The sequence below is a fragment of the Enterobacter cloacae complex sp. 342H5 genome (assembly GCF_050030905.1).
Classification (GTDB): domain Bacteria; phylum Pseudomonadota; class Gammaproteobacteria; order Enterobacterales; family Enterobacteriaceae; genus Enterobacter; species Enterobacter intestinihominis.
In genome coordinates, this window is the sequence record NZ_JBLGVB010000001.1 from 1,435,845 (window position 1) to 1,452,421 (window position 16,577).

At 56.8% G+C, this 16,577-nt stretch carries 16 protein-coding genes; 7 read left to right on the top strand and 9 right to left on the bottom strand.

Annotation, left to right across the window (positions count from 1 at the left end):
• Window positions 1–57: 57 nt before the first annotated feature.
• From gpmA to modE, 7 genes are all read right to left on the bottom strand, one after another.
• On the bottom strand, window positions 58–810 hold the full coding sequence (gene gpmA / locus ACQG03_RS06960; RefSeq protein WP_003858562.1) for a 2,3-diphosphoglycerate-dependent phosphoglycerate mutase: 753 nt from the start codon (window positions 808–810) through the stop codon (window positions 58–60).
• Window positions 811–1,083: 273 nt separating this feature from the next.
• A complete protein-coding gene (gene galM / locus ACQG03_RS06965; protein ID WP_023299620.1) occupies window positions 1,084–2,127 on the bottom strand; it encodes a galactose-1-epimerase in 1,044 nt (347 codons plus the stop codon).
• Entirely contained in the window at window positions 2,121–3,269 is a 1,149-nt protein-coding gene (galK, locus tag ACQG03_RS06970) for a galactokinase (protein ID WP_023305717.1), read from the bottom strand. The genes galM and galK overlap by 7 nt, the downstream gene beginning before the upstream one ends.
• A 2-nt stretch (window positions 3,270–3,271) precedes the next feature.
• Window positions 3,272–4,318: a galactose-1-phosphate uridylyltransferase gene (gene galT / locus ACQG03_RS06975; protein ID WP_022647481.1), complete on the bottom strand. Its 1,047-nt coding sequence runs from the start codon at window positions 4,316–4,318 to the stop codon at window positions 3,272–3,274.
• A gap of 9 nt (window positions 4,319–4,327) precedes the next feature.
• Complete coding sequence (gene galE, locus ACQG03_RS06980; protein WP_022647482.1) at window positions 4,328–5,344, bottom strand: UDP-glucose 4-epimerase GalE; 1,017 nt, start codon at window positions 5,342–5,344, stop codon at window positions 4,328–4,330.
• A gap of 201 nt (window positions 5,345–5,545) precedes the next feature.
• Entirely contained in the window at window positions 5,546–7,018 is a 1,473-nt protein-coding gene (gene modF / locus ACQG03_RS06985) for a molybdate ABC transporter ATP-binding protein ModF (RefSeq protein ID WP_022647483.1), read from the bottom strand.
• Window positions 7,019–7,085: 67 nt separating this feature from the next.
• Window positions 7,086–7,874, bottom strand: coding sequence for a molybdenum-dependent transcriptional regulator (gene modE / locus ACQG03_RS06990; RefSeq protein WP_045309133.1), 789 nt, complete (start codon window positions 7,872–7,874; stop codon window positions 7,086–7,088).
• A gap of 127 nt (window positions 7,875–8,001) precedes the next feature.
• Between modE and ACQG03_RS06995 the strand changes: the two genes are divergently transcribed.
• The 4 genes from ACQG03_RS06995 to modC all read left to right on the top strand — a co-directional run bounded on the left by ACQG03_RS06995 (window position 8,002) and on the right by modC (window position 10,856).
• Entirely contained in the window at window positions 8,002–8,154 is a 153-nt protein-coding gene (locus tag ACQG03_RS06995) for an AcrZ family multidrug efflux pump-associated protein (RefSeq protein WP_003858549.1), read from the top strand.
• 178 nt (window positions 8,155–8,332) lie between these two features.
• Complete coding sequence (gene modA, locus ACQG03_RS07000; RefSeq protein ID WP_063163810.1) at window positions 8,333–9,109, top strand: molybdate ABC transporter substrate-binding protein; 777 nt, start codon at window positions 8,333–8,335, stop codon at window positions 9,107–9,109.
• The gene (modB, locus tag ACQG03_RS07005; protein WP_006809548.1) at window positions 9,106–9,798 is read left to right on the top strand and encodes a molybdate ABC transporter permease subunit; all 693 of its coding nucleotides are present in this window, start codon (window positions 9,106–9,108) and stop codon (window positions 9,796–9,798) included. Before modA ends, modB begins: the two co-directional genes overlap by 4 nt.
• Window positions 9,798–10,856 (top strand): molybdenum ABC transporter ATP-binding protein ModC, encoded by a 1,059-nt coding sequence (modC, locus tag ACQG03_RS07010; protein ID WP_063163811.1) that lies wholly within the window; start codon window positions 9,798–9,800, stop codon window positions 10,854–10,856. The genes modB and modC overlap by 1 nt, the downstream gene beginning before the upstream one ends.
• Here the strand turns inward: modC and ACQG03_RS07015 are convergent, their stop codons facing one another.
• Window positions 10,857–11,675: a pyridoxal phosphatase gene (locus ACQG03_RS07015; RefSeq protein ID WP_022647486.1), complete on the bottom strand. Its 819-nt coding sequence runs from the start codon at window positions 11,673–11,675 to the stop codon at window positions 10,857–10,859. It lies immediately after the preceding gene.
• Window positions 11,676–11,794: 119 nt separating this feature from the next.
• Here ACQG03_RS07015 and pgl point away from each other — a divergent pair, with 119 nt between their 5' ends.
• Window positions 11,795–12,790, top strand: a complete 996-nt coding sequence (gene pgl, locus ACQG03_RS07020; protein WP_022647487.1) for a 6-phosphogluconolactonase — start codon at window positions 11,795–11,797, stop codon at window positions 12,788–12,790.
• Window positions 12,791–12,893: 103 nt separating this feature from the next.
• On the opposite strand, the gene ACQG03_RS07025 is transcribed toward pgl, so the two are convergent.
• Entirely contained in the window at window positions 12,894–14,177 is a 1,284-nt protein-coding gene (locus ACQG03_RS07025) for a putative acyl-CoA thioester hydrolase (protein ID WP_017384948.1), read from the bottom strand.
• Between the two features lie 223 nt (window positions 14,178–14,400).
• On the opposite strand from ACQG03_RS07025, the gene hutI reads away from it, so the two are divergent.
• Both hutI and hutG read left to right on the top strand, forming a co-directional pair.
• Window positions 14,401–15,624 carry an imidazolonepropionase gene (hutI, locus tag ACQG03_RS07030; protein ID WP_426726107.1) on the top strand — a complete coding sequence of 408 codons (1,224 nt, stop codon included), beginning with the start codon at window positions 14,401–14,403 and terminating at the stop codon, window positions 15,622–15,624.
• Window positions 15,621–16,559 (top strand): formimidoylglutamase, encoded by a 939-nt coding sequence (gene hutG / locus ACQG03_RS07035; protein WP_063163813.1) that lies wholly within the window; start codon window positions 15,621–15,623, stop codon window positions 16,557–16,559. The genes hutI and hutG overlap by 4 nt, the downstream gene beginning before the upstream one ends.
• Window positions 16,560–16,577 lie beyond the last annotated feature (18 nt).

Here is a 16,577-nt window from a genome sequence, read left to right on the forward strand (position 1 = left end):
ATCGCGGGCAATAAAAAAGCGTGGATTGCTCCACGCTTTTTTTATGTCCGGCGAAAATTACTTCGCTTTACCCTGGTTCGCCACGGCCGCCGCTTTTGCAGCGATTTCGTCGGCGTTACCCAGGTAGTAATGTTTAACTGGCTTGAAGTTTTCGTCGAACTCGTACACCAGCGGCACGCCGGTAGGGATGTTCAGCTCGAGGATTTCATCTTCACCCATGTTGTCCAGGTATTTCACCAGCGCACGCAGGGAGTTACCGTGAGCAGCGATAATGACGCGCTCGCCGCTTTTCAGGCGTGGCAGAATGGTTTCGTTCCAGTAAGGCACAACACGGTCGATGGTCAGCGCCAGGCTTTCGGTCTGCGGCAGTTCAGCCTCAGTCAGCTTCGCGTAACGCGGATCGTGGCCCGGGTAGCGCTCGTCATCTTTGCTCAGCTCTGGAGGCGTGACCGCAAAACCACGACGCCACTGCTTAACCTGCTCGTCACCGTATTTTTCTGCGGTTTCTGCTTTGTTCAGACCTTGCAGCGCCCCGTAGTGACGCTCGTTCAGTTTCCAGGATTTCTCAACCGGCAGCCAGGCCTGATCCAGCTCGTCCAGGATGTTCCACAGGGTATGGATGGCACGTTTCAGCACAGAGGTGTAAGCAAAGTCAAAGGTGAAGCCTTCTTCTTTCAGCAGTTTACCTGCCGCTTTTGCTTCGCTCACGCCTTTCTCGGACAGATCAACGTCATACCAACCGGTGAAGCGGTTTTCGTTGTTCCACTGGCTTTCGCCGTGGCGCACCAGGACAAGCTTAGTATTAGCCATTTCTTACTCCTCAAGCATTTTGAATGATAACAATTCTCATTATATTGCCGTGACTGTGCCAGCAGCAACGCTTAACCCTAACCATAGCGAAAATAGTTCGAGAGTGTAAGATGCATGTGAATCCAGGGTTATGATTTTGTCTGCGATCGCCGCTATTTTCAGCAAGCTGAGCGGAAAAAAGCCCTCGCGGTGAGGGCCAGGCTTTTTGCCGGATGGCGCTTCGCTTATCCGGCCTACATTCGTAGGCCCGTGCACGCGTAGCGCCGCCGGACATTATGCGCGCGGAATGAAATGATACTCTGTGACGCTTACGTACTCTTCACCCGGACGCAGCACACAGTCAGGCTGCGGCCATTCAGGATGGTTAGGACTGTCCGGCAGGAACTCGCTCTCCAGCGCCAGACCTTGCCAGGCGGCGTAGTCGTTATGTTCACGCGCCGTGGTCCCCTCCAGGTAGTTACCGGAGTAGAACTGCAGGGCAGGTGCGGTGGTGTAGACCGTCATCTGTAACTTCTCATCCGCAGACCAGACCTGTGCGGCAGGTTGAGAAAGATCGCCTTTCGCCTGCAACAGGAAAGCGTGGTCGTAGCCTTTCACCTTGCGCTGATCGTCATCACTCAGGAAATCCTGGGCGATGGTTTTCGGCTGACGGAAATCAAAGCTATTACCGCTTACCGGTTTCAGCCCCTGATAAGGGATCCCCATCTCATCGACCGGCAGATACGCGTCCGCCAGGATCTGGAGTTTGTGGCTGCGGACATCGGTCTGATTGCCGTCAAGGTTGAAATAGGCGTGGTTAGTCAGGTTGACCGGACACGGCTTGTCGACGGTCGCGCGGTACTCAATGGCGATACGATTATCTTCGGTCAGGGTAAAGCGTGCGGTTGCGGTGAGATTGCCCGGGAAGCCCTGGTCTCCGTCGAGGGAGTCCAGAGAGAACCAGACCTCACCGTCATTTTGCTGCACAATCTTCCAGCGACGTTTATCAAACCCTTCTGGGCCGCCGTGCAGCTGATTTTCACCCTGGCTGGCAAGCAGGGAATAGGTTACGCCGTCCAGCGTAAACCGGCTTCTGGCGATGCGGTTGGCGTAGCGGCCTATGGATGCGCCCAGAAAAGCGGTCTGCTCGATATACTGCTCGGGCGATGCGCAGCCGAGCAGGGTTTCGCGCACGCTGCCGTCAGGCATTGGTACGCGGGCAGAAAGTAACGTTGCGCCCCAGTCCATCAGCGTAACCACCATCCCGGCGCTGTTGCGCAGGGTCAACAGGCGATACGGCAGACCATCCGGTGCGAGAGTAGGTGTTTCGTTTAGCACTGTCCGGCTCCTTGTGATGCTTTGCAGACATAGAAAGTCTCTTTGATGCCCGTTTTGGCTTCGTACTGTTTAGCCACCGCGTCCTGAATGGCAGGGACCAGCTCTTCCGGCACCAGGGCGACGACACAGCCGCCAAATCCCCCCCCGGTCATACGCACGCCGCCTTTGTCGCCAATCGTGGCTTTCACAATTTCAACCAGGGTGTCGATTTGTGGCACGGTGATTTCGAAATCGTCGCGCATGGAGGCATGCGATTCGGCCATCAGCTCGCCCATCCGTTTCAGGTCACCTTTCGCCAGCGCAGAGGCGGCTTCTACGGTACGGGCATTTTCCGTCAGCACGTGACGCACGCGCTTCGTGACAACCGGATCCAGTTCGTGGGCAACCTTGTTAAATTCGTCAAGTGAGACATCACGCAGGGCTGGCTGCTGGAAGAAGCGCGCGCCGGTTTCACACTGCTCGCGGCGGGTGTTGTACTCGCTCCCCACCAGTGTGCGTTTGAAGTTGCTGTTGATGATCACCACAGCCGCACCTTTTGGCAGTGGAACCGCTTTGGTCCCGAGGGAGCGGCAGTCAATCAGCAAAGCATGTTCTTTCTTGCCCAGCGCGGAAATCAGCTGATCCATAATGCCGCAGTTGCAGCCCACGAACTGGTTTTCCGCTTCCTGACCGTTGAGGGCGATTTGCGCCCCGTCCAGCGGCAGATGATAAAGCTGCTGGAACACGGTGCCGACCGCCACTTCCAGCGATGCGGAAGAGCTTAATCCCGCCCCTTGCGGCACGTTGCCGCTGATCACCAGATCGGCCCCGCCGAAATTCTTGTTACGCTTCAGAAGATGCTTCACCACGCCGCGAACATAGTTCGACCACTGCTGGCTGTCGTGGGTCACGATCGGCGCATCAAGGGAAAATTCATCAATTTCGTTGCCGTAATCCGCGGCGATCACTCGCACGTTACGATCTGAACGTTTCGCGCAGGCGATTACCGTCTGGTAGTCGATGGCACACGGCAGGACAAAACCGTCGTTATAGTCGGTGTGCTCGCCGATCAGATTAACGCGGCCTGGCGCCTGGATAATATGGGTGGCAGGGTAGCCAAATTTTTCAGCAAACAGGGATTGTGTTTTATCTTTCAGACTCATTTTTAGACTCCTGATTCGCGGTAATGGACGTCGCTAACGGCACGCAGGCGTTCTGCCGCCTGTTCCGCCGTCAGGTCGCGCTGGGTTTCCGCCAGCATTTCATAGCCCACCATGAATTTACGTACCGTCGCAGAACGCAGCAGCGGCGGATAGAAGTGTGCATGTAACTGCCAGTGTTGATTCTCTTCGCCGTTAAACGGCGCACCGTGCCAGCCCATGGAGTAGGGGAAGGAACACTGGAACAGGTTGTCGTAGCGGCTGGTCAGTTTTTTCAGCGCCAGGGCAAGGTCGTCTCGCTGGGCGTCGCTGAGGTCCGTAATACGCTGAACATGGGCCTTTGGCAGCAGCAGCGTTTCAAACGGCCACGCCGCCCAGTAAGGGACTACCGCAAGCCAGTGCTCGGTTTCCACCACAGTGCGGCTGCCGTCCGCCAGTTCACGCTGGGTGTAATCCACCAGCATCGGCGAACCGTTCTGGGCGAAATAGGCTTTTTGCAGCCGGTCTTCACGTTCGGCTTCGTTCGGCAGGAAGCTGTTCGCCCAGATCTGGCCGTGCGGATGCGGGTTAGAGCAGCCCATCGCCGCGCCTTTATTTTCAAATACCTGCACCCACGGATAGGTCTGGCCCAGCTCCGCCGTTTGCGCCTGCCAGGTGCTGACCACCTCTTTCAGCGCCTCAACGCTCAGCTCCGGCAGCGTTTTGCTGTGATCGGGAGAGAAGCAAATCACGCGGCTGGTGCCGCGGGCGCTTTCACAGCGCATCAGCGGGTCGTGGTTTTCCGGCGCGTCCGGCGTGTCGGTCATCAGCGCCGCAAAATCGTTAGTGAAAACGAAGGTGCCTTTGTAGTTCGGGTTTGTATCGCCCGTCACGCGCGTGTTGCCCGGACAGAGGAAGCAGTCCGGATCGTGCTGCGGCAGCGACTGTTTGGCAGGCGTCTCTTGCGCCCCCTGCCAGGGGCGCTTGGCGCGATGCGGTGAAACTAAAATCCATTGCCCGCTGAGCGGGTTAAAACGACGATGCGGGTGATCGACGGGATTGAATTGCGTCATGACAAATCCTTAATCCGGATAACCCTGCGGATGGCGTGACTGCCAGTGCCAGGTATCCTGTGCCATTTCATCAAGCGTGCGGGTAACACGCCAGTTAAGCTCTTTATCCGCTTTGGTGGCATCGGCCCAGTAAGCCGGGAGGTCGCCATCACGACGCGGCGCGAAGTGATACTTCACTGGCTTGCCGCAGGCTTTACTGAAGGCATTCACCACATCCAGCACGCTGCTGCCGACGCCGGCGCCGAGGTTGTAAATATGCACGCCCGGTTTATCCGCCAGCTGCTGCATCGCCGCCACGTGGCCGTCGGCCAGATCCATCACGTGAATGTAATCGCGCACGCCGGTGCCGTCTTCGGTGGGATAATCGTTACCAAAAATCGCCAGGGAGTCGCGACGCCCTACGGCAACCTGCGCGATATACGGCATCAGGTTATTTGGAATGCCCTGCGGATCTTCACCCATGTCGCCTGACGGATGCGCGCCAACCGGGTTGAAGTAGCGCAGCAGCGCGATGCTCCACTCAGGCTGGGCTTTTTGCAGGTCGGTCAGGATCTGCTCGACCATCAGCTTGCTTTTGCCATACGGGCTTTGTGGCGTTCCGGTCGGGAAGCTTTCAACGTAAGGAATTTTTGGCTGATCGCCGTAGACGGTCGCGGAAGAGCTGAAGATAAAGTTTTTCACGTTTGCCGCACGCATGGCGGAGATCAGACGCAGGGTACCGTTGACGTTGTTGTCGTAGTACTCAAGCGGTTTTGCTACCGATTCGCCAACCGCTTTCAGGCCCGCGAAGTGGATAACGGTTTCAATCGCGTGATCGTGAAGGATTTCAGTCATCAATGCTTCATTGCGGATATCGCCTTCCACGAAAGTCGGCTGTTTACCCGCAAGGCGTTCAATGACCGGCAGCACGCTGCGCTTACTGTTGCACAGGTTATCAAGAATGACGACATCGTGGCCGCTTTGCAGAAGTTGTACGCAGGTATGACTTCCTATGTAACCGCTACCACCTGTTACCAGAACTCGCATATTTCGCTCCATTAGGCTTATGGTATGAATTAACCATAGCATATCAGAGACGCGAAAAGTGTGACATGGGATAAAATAGTGGTATCGTTTACACTGGTTTTCACAGGCGCTTTTTCACAGACTGAGTGCATTGTAGATCAAAGAGATAGAGATGTATTGTTGCAGGTTGTCTGAAAAGCGGAGGGCAGCGCCCTCCACGCGTTAATCGATTTTGCTCAGCAGGTAGCGGTAATGCTCGCCGTCAGGCACAAATTCCAGCCGATGGGTGATGCAGGACGGGGCATCCTCAGCATGGTGGGAGACAAACAGCAGCTGGGTTTCACCTTCGCTAATCAGGACATCCACAAAGCGGCGGATCAGCTGACGGTTGAGGGGATCCAGCCCCTGCAACGGTTCATCCAGAATCAGCAGCGTAGGATGCTTAACCAGCGCGCGGACGATCAATGCCAGCCGCTGCTGCCCCCACGACAGGCTGTGGAATGGCGCATCGGCTACCCGGTTGTCCATACCCAGAATATCCAGCCACTGCTGCGCCAGCTTGTGCTGCTTGTCGGATACCGCCTGATAAATACCAATGGAGTCGAAGAAGCCAGAGAGGATCACGTTTCGCACCGTAGTGCTCACCCGGTAGTCCAGATGCAGGCTGCTGCTGACATAACCGATATGCTTTTTGATATCCCAGATGGTTTCCCCGCTGCCGCGGCGGCGGCCGAAGAGGGTCAAATCGTTGCTGTAACCCTGCGGGTGATCGCCAGTGATCAGGCTTAGCAGCGTGGATTTACCCGCCCCGTTGGGGCCGACGATCTGCCAGTGCTCACCAGGATTAACCGTCCAGCTGAGATGATTAAGAATAGGGCGATCGTCGTAAGCAACCACCCCATCGCGCAGCACAATGCGCGGCTGGTCAGGATCCAGCCCGTGGCGTGCCGAAGGGGCATCCGGCTCCGGCAGCGCAATACCGTCCAGTTTCTCGCTGTGGGCCAGCTGTGCAATTAGCGCCTGCCGGAGCAGTACGGCTTTCTCGCCGGTTTCGGTCAGGCTACAGTCCGCCAGCACGCCCGCGTAATGTACGAAATCCGGGATCTCATCAAAGCGGTTAAGGACCAGCACAAGGGTGTATCCCTGCTGGTTAAGCGACGCCAGCAACGCTGCCAGCTGCGCGCGGGACTGCACATCCAGTCCGTCAAACGGTTCATCCAGAATCAGGAGTTCCGGCTCGCTCATCAGCGCCTGGCACAGCAGCGTTTTGCGCGTCTCGCCGGTAGAGAGATATTTAAAGCGGCGGTTAAGCAGGGCGGTAATGCCAAATTGCTCCGCCAGCTGCTGACAGCGGGCAGGATCTTTTATCTCATCCTGGATAATGTCCGCCGTCGTGCGGCCGGTATCTTCTTCGCCGGGGCTGAGCAAATCGGTATTGTTACGCTGCCACTCATCGCTGACCAGCTTTTGCAGCTGTTCAAAGGAAAGGCGCGTCAGCCGGGTAAAGGTGCACTGACGCTCACCCTTCAGCTGGGTTAATTCGCCTGCCAGAGCGCGGGCCAGCGCGGATTTTCCGCTGCCATTCGTGCCCACAAACGCCCAGCTTTCTCCGGCGCGAAGGGTTAACTCTGGCAGCGATAAGGTACGGGTATCGCTAAGACGAAACGTGCCTTGCGAAATATGCAATGATGACATGTGTTATCCCATTTTTTGCAGCAACAGATGTCAGGGATACTCAGTGTTGGTGGGGTTGTCAATGCGCTTAGCACAATGTGGCGATAATTACCCGGTCTGCATTGAAATATGCGGTCACCACAGCACCTTCATCTAATTCGGTCGCGTCGTTCACCGGAACGGTGGCGCAGAGCGACTGTCCATCCGGCAGGGTCATCAGCACTTCACACTGTTCTGCGCCGCGCTCGATGTGGCTGATACGCCCGCGTAGCTGGTTGTCGGCCTCGGAGGCCTGCTCAGGGTTAAGCGTGATGCTGATCCAGGGCGCTTTGAGTAATACCAGCACCTCCTGACCTTCGTTCAGCCCAAGGCGTTGACCACTTTGCGCGGTGATGGCGGCTTTCAGGCGCGTTGTGCCGTCCGCGAGCAGGATCTCAATATGCTCCTGCACCTGCGAATGATCGCGCCCCGTCACCGTACCAAACCACTGGTTGCGGGCGCTGGTCTGCAAAGAGAAACGGGAGATGGCGCCCAGCAGGCTGTCCAGCGGCAGGTTGTCGTCATCGCTCAGCACATCAAATGCTTTTTGCTGGATCTGCGCCAGTAAGTCATAGAGCTGGATCAGGCGTTGCCCGTAACGCGTCAACACGGCACCGCCGCCGCCTTTTCCGCCGGTGGCGCGCTCTACCAGCGTTTGTTCGCTCAGGGTGTTCATGTCGTTAATCGCATCCCAGGCGCTTTTATAGCTGATGCCGGCGTTTTTGGCTCCCTGGCTAATCGAGCCAGTTTGTTCTATTTGTTTTAACAGGGCGATGCGTCGCGGATCGGCGAAAAGCTTCTGCTGAAGTCGTAGGGTGAGGAGAATTTCGGCCTGCATAACAATGTCCCGGCAAAAAGGTTATTGTGACCCAAATGTCCGGGGGCGGAAAGCGCACCGCACAAAAGGGGATGTTTTTCTTACTTTTCAGGGTAGAATAAGCCGTTCACAAGATCTGGAGAAAACCATGTTAGAGTTGTTGAAAAGTCTGGTATTCGCGGTAATCATGGTGCCAGTAGTGATGGCTATCATCCTCGGTGCCATCTACGGCCTGGGTGAAGTGTTCAACGTCTTTTCGAATATTGGTCATCGTCGTGACCAGCCTAAAAAGCAGCAATGATTTCCTCCAAAACGCCCGGCCAGCCCGGGCGTTTTGCTCTCAAGTTTATTCCTCTCCCGCCGATATCTTTTACAACGTTCCTTGAGTTTACGCATTAATGGGTACGATTTAGCGCTAGGAACACCTGCGATATGTCGTTATATTTATTTGTATATAACGATACGCACAGGAGCTTCAAATGGCACGTTCATGGGTACGCCTTTTCGCAGGAGCAACGCTGACTCTCTCACTCACCGGCCACGCGCTGGCGGATGAAGGAAAAATCACGGTCTTTGCGGCGGCGTCGCTGACTAACGCGATGCAGGATATTGCTGCGGTATACAAAAAAGAGAAAAACGTCGAGGTCGTTTCGTCGTTTGCCTCCTCGTCGACGCTGGCCCGCCAGATCGAAGCGGGGGCTCCGGCTGATCTGTTCATCTCTGCCGATCAGAAATGGATGGACTACGCGGTGGAGAAAAAATCTGTTGATACGGCTAGCCGCGAAACCCTGCTGGGAAATAGCCTGGTGGTGGTCGCGCCCGCAAACAGCAAGCAGGGCGACATCGCCATCAACAAACAGACGGACTGGACCCGTCTGCTCAACGGTGGCCGTCTGGCGGTGGGCGATCCGGAGCATGTTCCTGCCGGGATTTATGCGAAAGAAGCGCTGCAAAAACTGGGCGCATGGGAGACCTTATCACCGAAGCTGGCTCCCGCAGAAGATGTGCGCGGCGCGCTGGCGCTGGTGGAGCGTAACGAAGCGCCACTCGGGATCGTTTACGGCTCCGACGCCGTCGCCAGTAAAGGTGTGAAGGTGGTCGGTACCTTCCCGGAAGACTCGCATAAGAAAGTAGAATATCCTGTTGCGATAGTTGATGGACATAAAAATGCGACCGTGGCGGCCTTCGTTGACTACCTGAAGGGGCCTGAAGCGTCCGCTATCTTTAAACGTTACGGATTTACGACTCACGAATGATATTGACCGAACCTGAATGGCAGGCCGTGCTGCTGAGCCTGAAAGTCTCTTCCCTGGCGGTTGCGCTGAGTTTGCCCTTTGGGGTGTTCTTTGCCTGGTTACTGGTTCGCGTGAAGTTTCCAGGCAAAGCCCTGCTCGACAGTGTTCTCCATCTTCCGCTCGTGTTACCGCCTGTGGTGGTCGGCTATCTGCTGCTGATCTCCATGGGGCGACGTGGTTTTATCGGCGAATGGCTGTACGACTGGTTCGGCCTGACCTTTGCTTTCAGCTGGCGCGGCGCGGTTCTGGCCGCGGCAGTAATGTCCTTCCCGCTAATGGTGCGCGCTATCCGCCTGGCGCTGGAAGGGGTGGATATCCGGCTAGAGCAGGCCGCCCGCACGTTGGGTGCAGGCCGCTGGCGGGTATTCCTGACCATTACGCTTCCGCTCACCTTACCGGGCATTATCGTCGGTACGGTGTTAGCCTTCGCCCGCTCACTGGGTGAGTTCGGCGCGACCATCACCTTTGTGTCCAACATTCCCGGCGAGACGCGGACCATCCCGTCGGCCATGTATACCCTGATTCAAACCCCGGGTGGCGAAGGTGCGGCGGCCCGGCTGTGTATTATTTCGATTGTACTCGCCCTGGTCTCGCTGCTGGTGTCTGAATGGCTGGCGCGCCTTAGCCGTGAACGGATGGGGAAACCGTGATGCTGGAACTCAACTTTACGCAAACCCTGGGCAGCCACACTCTGACGCTTAACGAAACGCTGCCTGCCAGCGGTATCACCGCCATTTTTGGCGTTTCCGGGGCAGGGAAAACGTCGCTGATTAATGCGATTAGCGGCCTGACGCGTCCCCAGTCTGGCAGAATTGTGTTAAATAACCGCGTCTTAAACGACGCGGAGAAGAAGGTCTGCCTGTCACCGGATAAGCGCCGCATCGGCTATGTGTTTCAGGATGCGCGCCTGTTTCCGCACTACAGCGTGCGCGGAAATCTGCGCTATGGCATGTCAAAAAGCATGGCCGGACAGTTCGATAAGCTGGTGGCGCTGCTGGGCATCGAACCGCTGCTCGATCGTCTCCCGTCTTCGCTGTCGGGTGGTGAAAAACAGCGCGTGGCAATTGGCCGCGCCCTGTTAACCGCGCCGGAATTGTTGCTGCTGGATGAGCCGCTGGCCTCGCTGGATATTCCGCGCAAGCGCGAGTTGCTGCCGTATCTGCAACGTCTGGCGCGGGAAATCAACGTGCCCATGCTGTACGTCAGCCATTCGCTGGATGAGATCTTACATCTGGCCGACAAAGTGCTGGTGCTGGAGGCGGGCAGGGTGAAGGCATTCGGCAATCTGGAAGAGGTATGGGGCAGCAGCGTTATGCATCCGTGGCTGCCAAAGGAGCAGCAGAGCAGCATTCTGAAGGTGAGCGTGCTGGAGCACCATCCACATTATGCGATGACCGCGCTGGCGCTGGGTGACCAGCATTTGTGGGTGAATAAAATCGATACGCCGATTCAGTCCACGTTACGGATCCGCATTCAGGCGTCGGATGTCTCCCTGGTGCTGCAACCGCCGCTGCAAACCAGTATCCGCAATATTTTGCGCGCAAAAGTGGCGCAGTGTTTTGATGATAACGGCCAGGTAGAAGTGCAACTGGAAGTGGGCAACAGAACGCTGTGGGCGCGCATCAGCCCGTGGGCCAGGGATGAGCTGGGCATCAAGCCTGGCCTGTGGCTTTACGCGCAAATCAAGAGCGTCTCTATCACCGCCTGATTACAGCAGGTGGGTATAAATATACTGCGCGATGCTGTCGGTGGTGTTATCGCCAATCACCACGTTAGCACGCGCTTTCACCGCATCATCGGCGTTGCCCATCGCCACGCCCGTTCCGGCCGCTTCCAGCATGCTGATGTCGTTATAGTTATCGCCGAAGGCAATCACGTCCTGCATTGACCAGCCCTGTGACTCAACGAACTGGGTCAAACGCTTTCCTTTGCTGTTGCCTTTACGGGCGATATCCACCTGATCGTGCCAGGACCATTCACATTCCAGACCCAGCGTATGCTCGACATGTTTTGCGAAGGTGTTCAGTTTGGCGGTGTCTTCATCGGTCAGGGCAAATTTCCAGATTGCCTGGACGTCTTCCGCCGCCTGGCGCAGGGAGGAAACCTGAGTGAACACCGGTCGCTGCGCTTCCGGCAAAGACAGGGCCCAGTTGCTGGTGCGGATCACATGGCCGGTAGGGCGTTCATACAGCATGGCGTTATCCACATACATCAGGCCGTGAATCGCGTGCTCATCCAGTAAATCAATCAATTGCAGCGCCTGCGGAACGGGAAGCGGATCAGAGGTTAAAACCTTTTTTGCCTGATAATCATACAAATAAGTGCCATTACAACAAATTGCAGGTGTATCTAAGCCCAGTGCCTGATAAAAAGGATGAATGGCTACGTGATGTCGACCCGTTACGATGAGAAGTTGATACCCCGCTTCCCGGGCTCGTTTGAGGGCCTCAAGAGAAGAGGGGAGCAGGGTTTTCTGAGGGGTAAGCAGTGTTCCGTCTAAATCCAGGGCAATCACTCGCGAGGTCATTTTTTCTTCCGGGTTAATGTTGAATTTAAGGTCTGTCGGGATGGTACACCGAGAGCGGAACCCTGCAAAATCCCGGACTACAATTCAGCATTCACCGTTAAAAATAATCAGGAGTATTCATGAAACAAACCGTTTATACCGCCAGTCCTGAAAGTCAGCAGATCCATGTCTGGCGTTTGAATACAGAAGGTTCGCTTACGCTGGTTCAGGTTGTTGATGTGCCAGGCCAGGTGCAGCCGATGGTCGTCAGCCCGGATAAACGTTTTCTTTATGTCGGGGTACGCCCGGAATTCCGCGTACTCGCATACCGCATCTCCCCGGATGACGGCGCGCTGACCTATACCGCAGAAGCGCCGCTGCCGGGCAGCCCGACCCATATTTCTACCGACCATAAAGGCAACTTTATCTTCAGCGGCTCCTACAATGCAGGCTGCGTGAGCGTCACCCGCCTGGAAGACGGTATTCCCGTTGAAACCGTCGACGTGGTAGAAGGGCTGGAAGGTTGCCACTCCGCCAACATTTCGCCGGATAACCGCACGCTGTGGGTGCCAGCGCTGAAGCAGGATCGCATCTGCCTGTTTACCCTGAGCGATGACGGTCATCTGGTCGCGCAGAGCCCGGCGGAAGTCACCACCGTGGAAGGCGCAGGCCCGCGCCATATGGTCTTCCACCCGAATCAGCAGTATGCCTATGTCGTTAACGAGCTGAACAGCTCGGTAGATGTCTGGGAGCTGAACGATCCTAACGGGCAGATCGAGTGCGTACAGACGCTGGACATGATGCCAGCTGATTTCTCCGACACACGCTGGGCGGCAGACATTCACATCACGCCGGATGGCCGCCACCTGTATGCCTGTGACCGTACCTCCAGTCTGATCACCATCTTCAGCGTCTCTGAAGACGGCAGCGTTCTGGCAGTTGAGGGCTTCCAGCCGACAGAAACCCAGCCGCGCGGCTTTAATGTCGATCACAGCGGCAAATACCTGATTGCGGCGGGGCAGAAATCCCACCACATCGCGCTCTATGAAATCAAAGGCGTGCAGGGTCTACTGGAAGAGAAAGGACGCTATGCGGTCGGACAAGGGCCGATGTGGGTTGTGATTAACGCTCACTGATCCGTAGACGAAAAAAAACCTCGCACATGCGAGGTTTTTTTATGCGTGGTTAATGCATGAGGTAGGCCGGGTAAGGCGTAGCCGCCACCCGGCAGCAGGCATTTTACTGCTTCGGTTCAGCAACCACTTTGCTACCCAGACCGCGGTTGTTGTATTCCCACATGCGGTTGAAGTTAGCGTCGTTCAGGTTACGCTGCACGTTGTCTTTATCATCCACCGTGCCGGTGTTGCCGGAGAAAGGACGTTTCGAGATCGCCGCATCCGCCCACGGTTTCGCCATGTTAAAGCCTTCGTTAATCACGCTGTCGCGGATCACGACCTGGCCGTTAGTGGCGGAGTCCACGTCCAGAGAGCGGCCAAGCTGCGCCACGCCATCGCCAGCAGCAGTAAAGCGGCTATTCACGGCCAGGAAGCCATAGAACAGATTGGACTGCGTGGCCGGGGCAAAGACGTAACCTTCCTGCTGCGTACGTGAATTCACCACGCGGAAGTCGGTGTTATCAAATACCACCGCGCCGCGACCGGAGACCATATCCACGTCGCCTTCAATGTAGCTGTTGGTGACCAGAGTACGCGTCAGACGATTGTTCTGAAGGGTATTCTGCACGCCGCTGTTGGTCACGAAGAAGGTATTCTGGCGGCCCAGGATATTGACGTTGTTAATCTGTACCTTGTCGCCATCGCTACGCAGCGCCACGGCCTGGTGATTACCGGCGTCAACGCTGTCGCCCAGGGTGTTCTGAATGGTCAGGTTCTGCAATTGCAGGCCGTTGTTCTGTGACCAGAATACTGCCGAGCACATCACGCCAATGGTGGCGGCACGTTTGCGCTGGCAGTTATCAAACATATACCACGCCGGTTTACCTGGCATGTATTTACCGGCCGGGTTCACCAGATGGCGCCAGGTGGTGCTGTCGATCTCTGAATCAATCGCCAGGCCAATTTTCACGTCGACCGCTTTTTCGCCAAGTCCGTAAAGCGTAATGCTTCCCGGTGCAGCCGGAACATAAACGGTTCCTTCGTACTCACCCGGCAGGATGGCAATGTACTGACGAGATGCGCTGTGTTTGGTGATTGCGGCATCAACAGCTGCCTGAATTGAGGTGTGCGTAACGCCCTCTGCCCCGGCCGGGCCGACAACGAAGTCTGGCTGTTTCGGCAGGTTAATAGAAGAAGGCGTCCATGGGGCTGCATTGGGATCCATCGCCGAGAAATAGTGCGCACGGGTGAAGTTCTTCGCTTCAGCCGCTGACAGGATCGGACGGGAAGCGGTGCCCGGAGCAACCTGCTCAGAAGGTTGCTGATCCGGTGGTGTTGAACTGCAAGCGGATAAAGTCACGCCAAAGGCGAGTGCCAACGCCAGACGGGAAATCCTGGAAATATTCAAGGTAATGCTCCTGGGTATGCAAGTCTTATCTGAATAGACGAAATAGCCTGCTTTTTTATACTAAGTTGAGCGAAACGGGAAGATAAAAACGGGAAAAGTTGCATTTTTGCCCGCAGGCGACGGGAAAGTCATCACAAATAAATAACATTTTGCTGCAAGGCGGTTGACAGCAGGTGACAGATGAAAATAAATGTCTATACAACCCATGACAAGCGGAAGGCACATGCAGCAGCTTCATCCCGATGATGTGATATGGCGAAATGCGCGACTGGTGACCCTGGCGACAGGTGAGCCGGAACCCTACGGCCTGAAAGAACAACATGCCCTCGTCGTGCGCGGCCAGACGATTGCGGCCGTTATTACTGAAGCCGAGATCCCCTCCGGGCATCGTCAGTGTGTCGATCTCGACGGGCGTCTGGTTACTCCCGGCCTGATCGATTGCCACACCCATCTGGTGTTCGGCGGCGATCGCGCAGCGGAATGGGAACAACGGCTTAACGGCGTGTCGTATCAGACCATCAGCGCGCAGGGCGGCGGTATTAACGCCACGGTCACGGCGACCCGCAACAGTTCGCCGGAAATGCTCCTGACGGTGGCACAGCAGCGGCTCCAGCGGCTGATGAATGAAGGCGTAACGACCATTGAAATCAAATCGGGATACGGACTGAATGCCCAGGCCGAAGAGAAAATGCTGCTGGTTGCCCGCCAGCTCAGCCTGAACAATCTGGTCGATATCAGCCCGACGCTGCTGGCCGCGCACGCCGTTCCTGCCGAGTACCGACAGGATCCGGATGCCTATCTCACGCTGGTCTGTGAGCAGATCTTGCCCACGCTGTGGCAAAAAGAGTTATTTGAAGCGGTGGACGTATTTTGTGAAAACGTCGGCTTTACCCCGGCGCAAACCGAGCGCCTGTTCCAGGCCGCCGCCGCGCTCGGGATACCGGTTAAAGGGCATGTAGAGCAGCTGTCGAATCTGGGCGGCGCGGCGCTGGTCAGCCAGTATAAGGGGCTGTCGGCCGATCATATTGAGTATCTCGATGATGCAGGTATTCGGGCGATGGCGCAAAGCGGCACGGTGGCGGTATTGCTCCCCGGCGCGTTCTATTTTCTTCAGGAGCGCCAGCGTCCACCGGTGGCGCAGCTCAGAGAGCAGGGCGTGCCGATGGCGGTGGCTACCGACTACAACCCGGGCACCAGCCCGTTTGCCAGCCTGCATCTGGCAATGAACATGGCCTGCGTCCAGTTTGGCCTCACGCCGGAAGAGGCCTGGGCTGGCGTGACGCGGCATGCGGCGCAGGCGCTAGGTCGTGGTGCGACACACGGGCAGTTAAAGCCCGGTTATGTGGCTGATTTCGTCGTCTGGGAGGCGAATCATCCGGTTGAGATGGTTTACGAGCCGGGGCGGAATCCTTTATATCAACGCGTGTTTCGGGGGCAGGTAGCATGAAATTGTGGCATCCCGTTTCCCCGCAGGTCTGGCAGGGTCGTGACGACAGCGCCGAATCCAGCACCGCGAAACGTCTCTTCCAGACCATACAGCAGCGCGAACACTTTGCACCCGTGCCGTCAGGCATCGCCCTGCTGGGCTTTGAATGTGATGAAGGGGTTAAGCGTAACCAGGGCAGGCCCGGTGCTGCACAGGCTCCCGATGTGCTGCGCGGCGCGCTGGCGAATATGGCGAGCCATCAGGGGCATGCGCGCCTCGTGGATATGGGCTCCATTTTTGTTGAAGGCAATGCGCTGGAGGCGGCACAGCAGGCGCTGAGCGAGGCCATTACCGCGTGCCAGCAATCCGGGATGCGTACTCTGGTTTTCGGCGGTGGACATGAAACCGCCTGGGCGCACGGGCGCGGCGTGCTGGATGCCTTTCCGAACGATCGCATTGCGGTGATCAACCTGGATGCGCACCTCGATTTGCGTAAGGCTGAACGGGCTACGTCCGGCACGCCGTTCCGCCAGCTGGCGCACTACTGCGCGTCGCAGTCGCGGTCGTTTCACTACGCCTGCCTGGGGGTAAGCCGTGCGGCGAATACCCAGGCGCTGTGGGAGGAAGCTGAACGGTTGAACGTGATGCTGGTTGAAGATCTCGATTTTCGCCGGGATGCGCTATCCGCGCTGGATAGCGTGCTTGCGCAGGCAGACCGGGTTTATCTCACCATAGACCTTGATGTGCTGCCCGCCGCAGAAATGCCCGCCGTATCCGCCCCTGCGGCGTTGGGGATCCCGGCGCTGGATCTGTTCCCGGTGATTGAGCGTATCTGCCGAAGCGGTAAACTACAGGCGGCGGATCTGGTGGAATATAATCCGCACTACGACCGGGACGGTCAGGGGGCGAAGCTTGCCGCCCGACTGGCCTGGCAAATTGCTCACTGGTGGGCATAACCACATTACAGGAGTCAG

Bases quoted from the DNA above. Each gene is read 5' to 3' on its own strand.
- gpmA (WP_003858562.1), bottom strand. From the start codon at position 810: ATGGCTAATACTAAGCTTGTCCTGGTGCGCCACGGCGAAAGCCAGTGG.
- galK (WP_023305717.1), bottom strand. From the start codon at position 3,269: ATGAGTCTGAAAGATAAAACACAATCCCTGTTTGCTGAAAAATTTGGC.
- galT (WP_022647481.1), bottom strand. From the start codon at position 4,318: ATGACGCAATTCAATCCCGTCGATCACCCGCATCGTCGTTTTAACCCG.
- galE (WP_022647482.1), bottom strand. From the start codon at position 5,344: ATGCGAGTTCTGGTAACAGGTGGTAGCGGTTACATAGGAAGTCATACC.
- modF (WP_022647483.1), bottom strand. From the start codon at position 7,018: ATGTCATCATTGCATATTTCGCAAGGCACGTTTCGTCTTAGCGATACC.
- modE (WP_045309133.1), bottom strand. From the start codon at position 7,874: ATGCAGGCCGAAATTCTCCTCACCCTACGACTTCAGCAGAAGCTTTTC.
- ACQG03_RS06995 (WP_003858549.1), top strand. From the start codon at position 8,002: ATGTTAGAGTTGTTGAAAAGTCTGGTATTCGCGGTAATCATGGTGCCA.
- modA (WP_063163810.1), top strand. From the start codon at position 8,333: ATGGCACGTTCATGGGTACGCCTTTTCGCAGGAGCAACGCTGACTCTC.
- modB (WP_006809548.1), top strand. From the start codon at position 9,106: ATGATATTGACCGAACCTGAATGGCAGGCCGTGCTGCTGAGCCTGAAA.
- modC (WP_063163811.1), top strand. From the start codon at position 9,798: ATGCTGGAACTCAACTTTACGCAAACCCTGGGCAGCCACACTCTGACG.
- ACQG03_RS07015 (WP_022647486.1), bottom strand. From the start codon at position 11,675: ATGACCTCGCGAGTGATTGCCCTGGATTTAGACGGAACACTGCTTACC.
- pgl (WP_022647487.1), top strand. From the start codon at position 11,795: ATGAAACAAACCGTTTATACCGCCAGTCCTGAAAGTCAGCAGATCCAT.
- hutI (WP_426726107.1), top strand. From the start codon at position 14,401: ATGCAGCAGCTTCATCCCGATGATGTGATATGGCGAAATGCGCGACTG.
- hutG (WP_063163813.1), top strand. From the start codon at position 15,621: ATGAAATTGTGGCATCCCGTTTCCCCGCAGGTCTGGCAGGGTCGTGAC.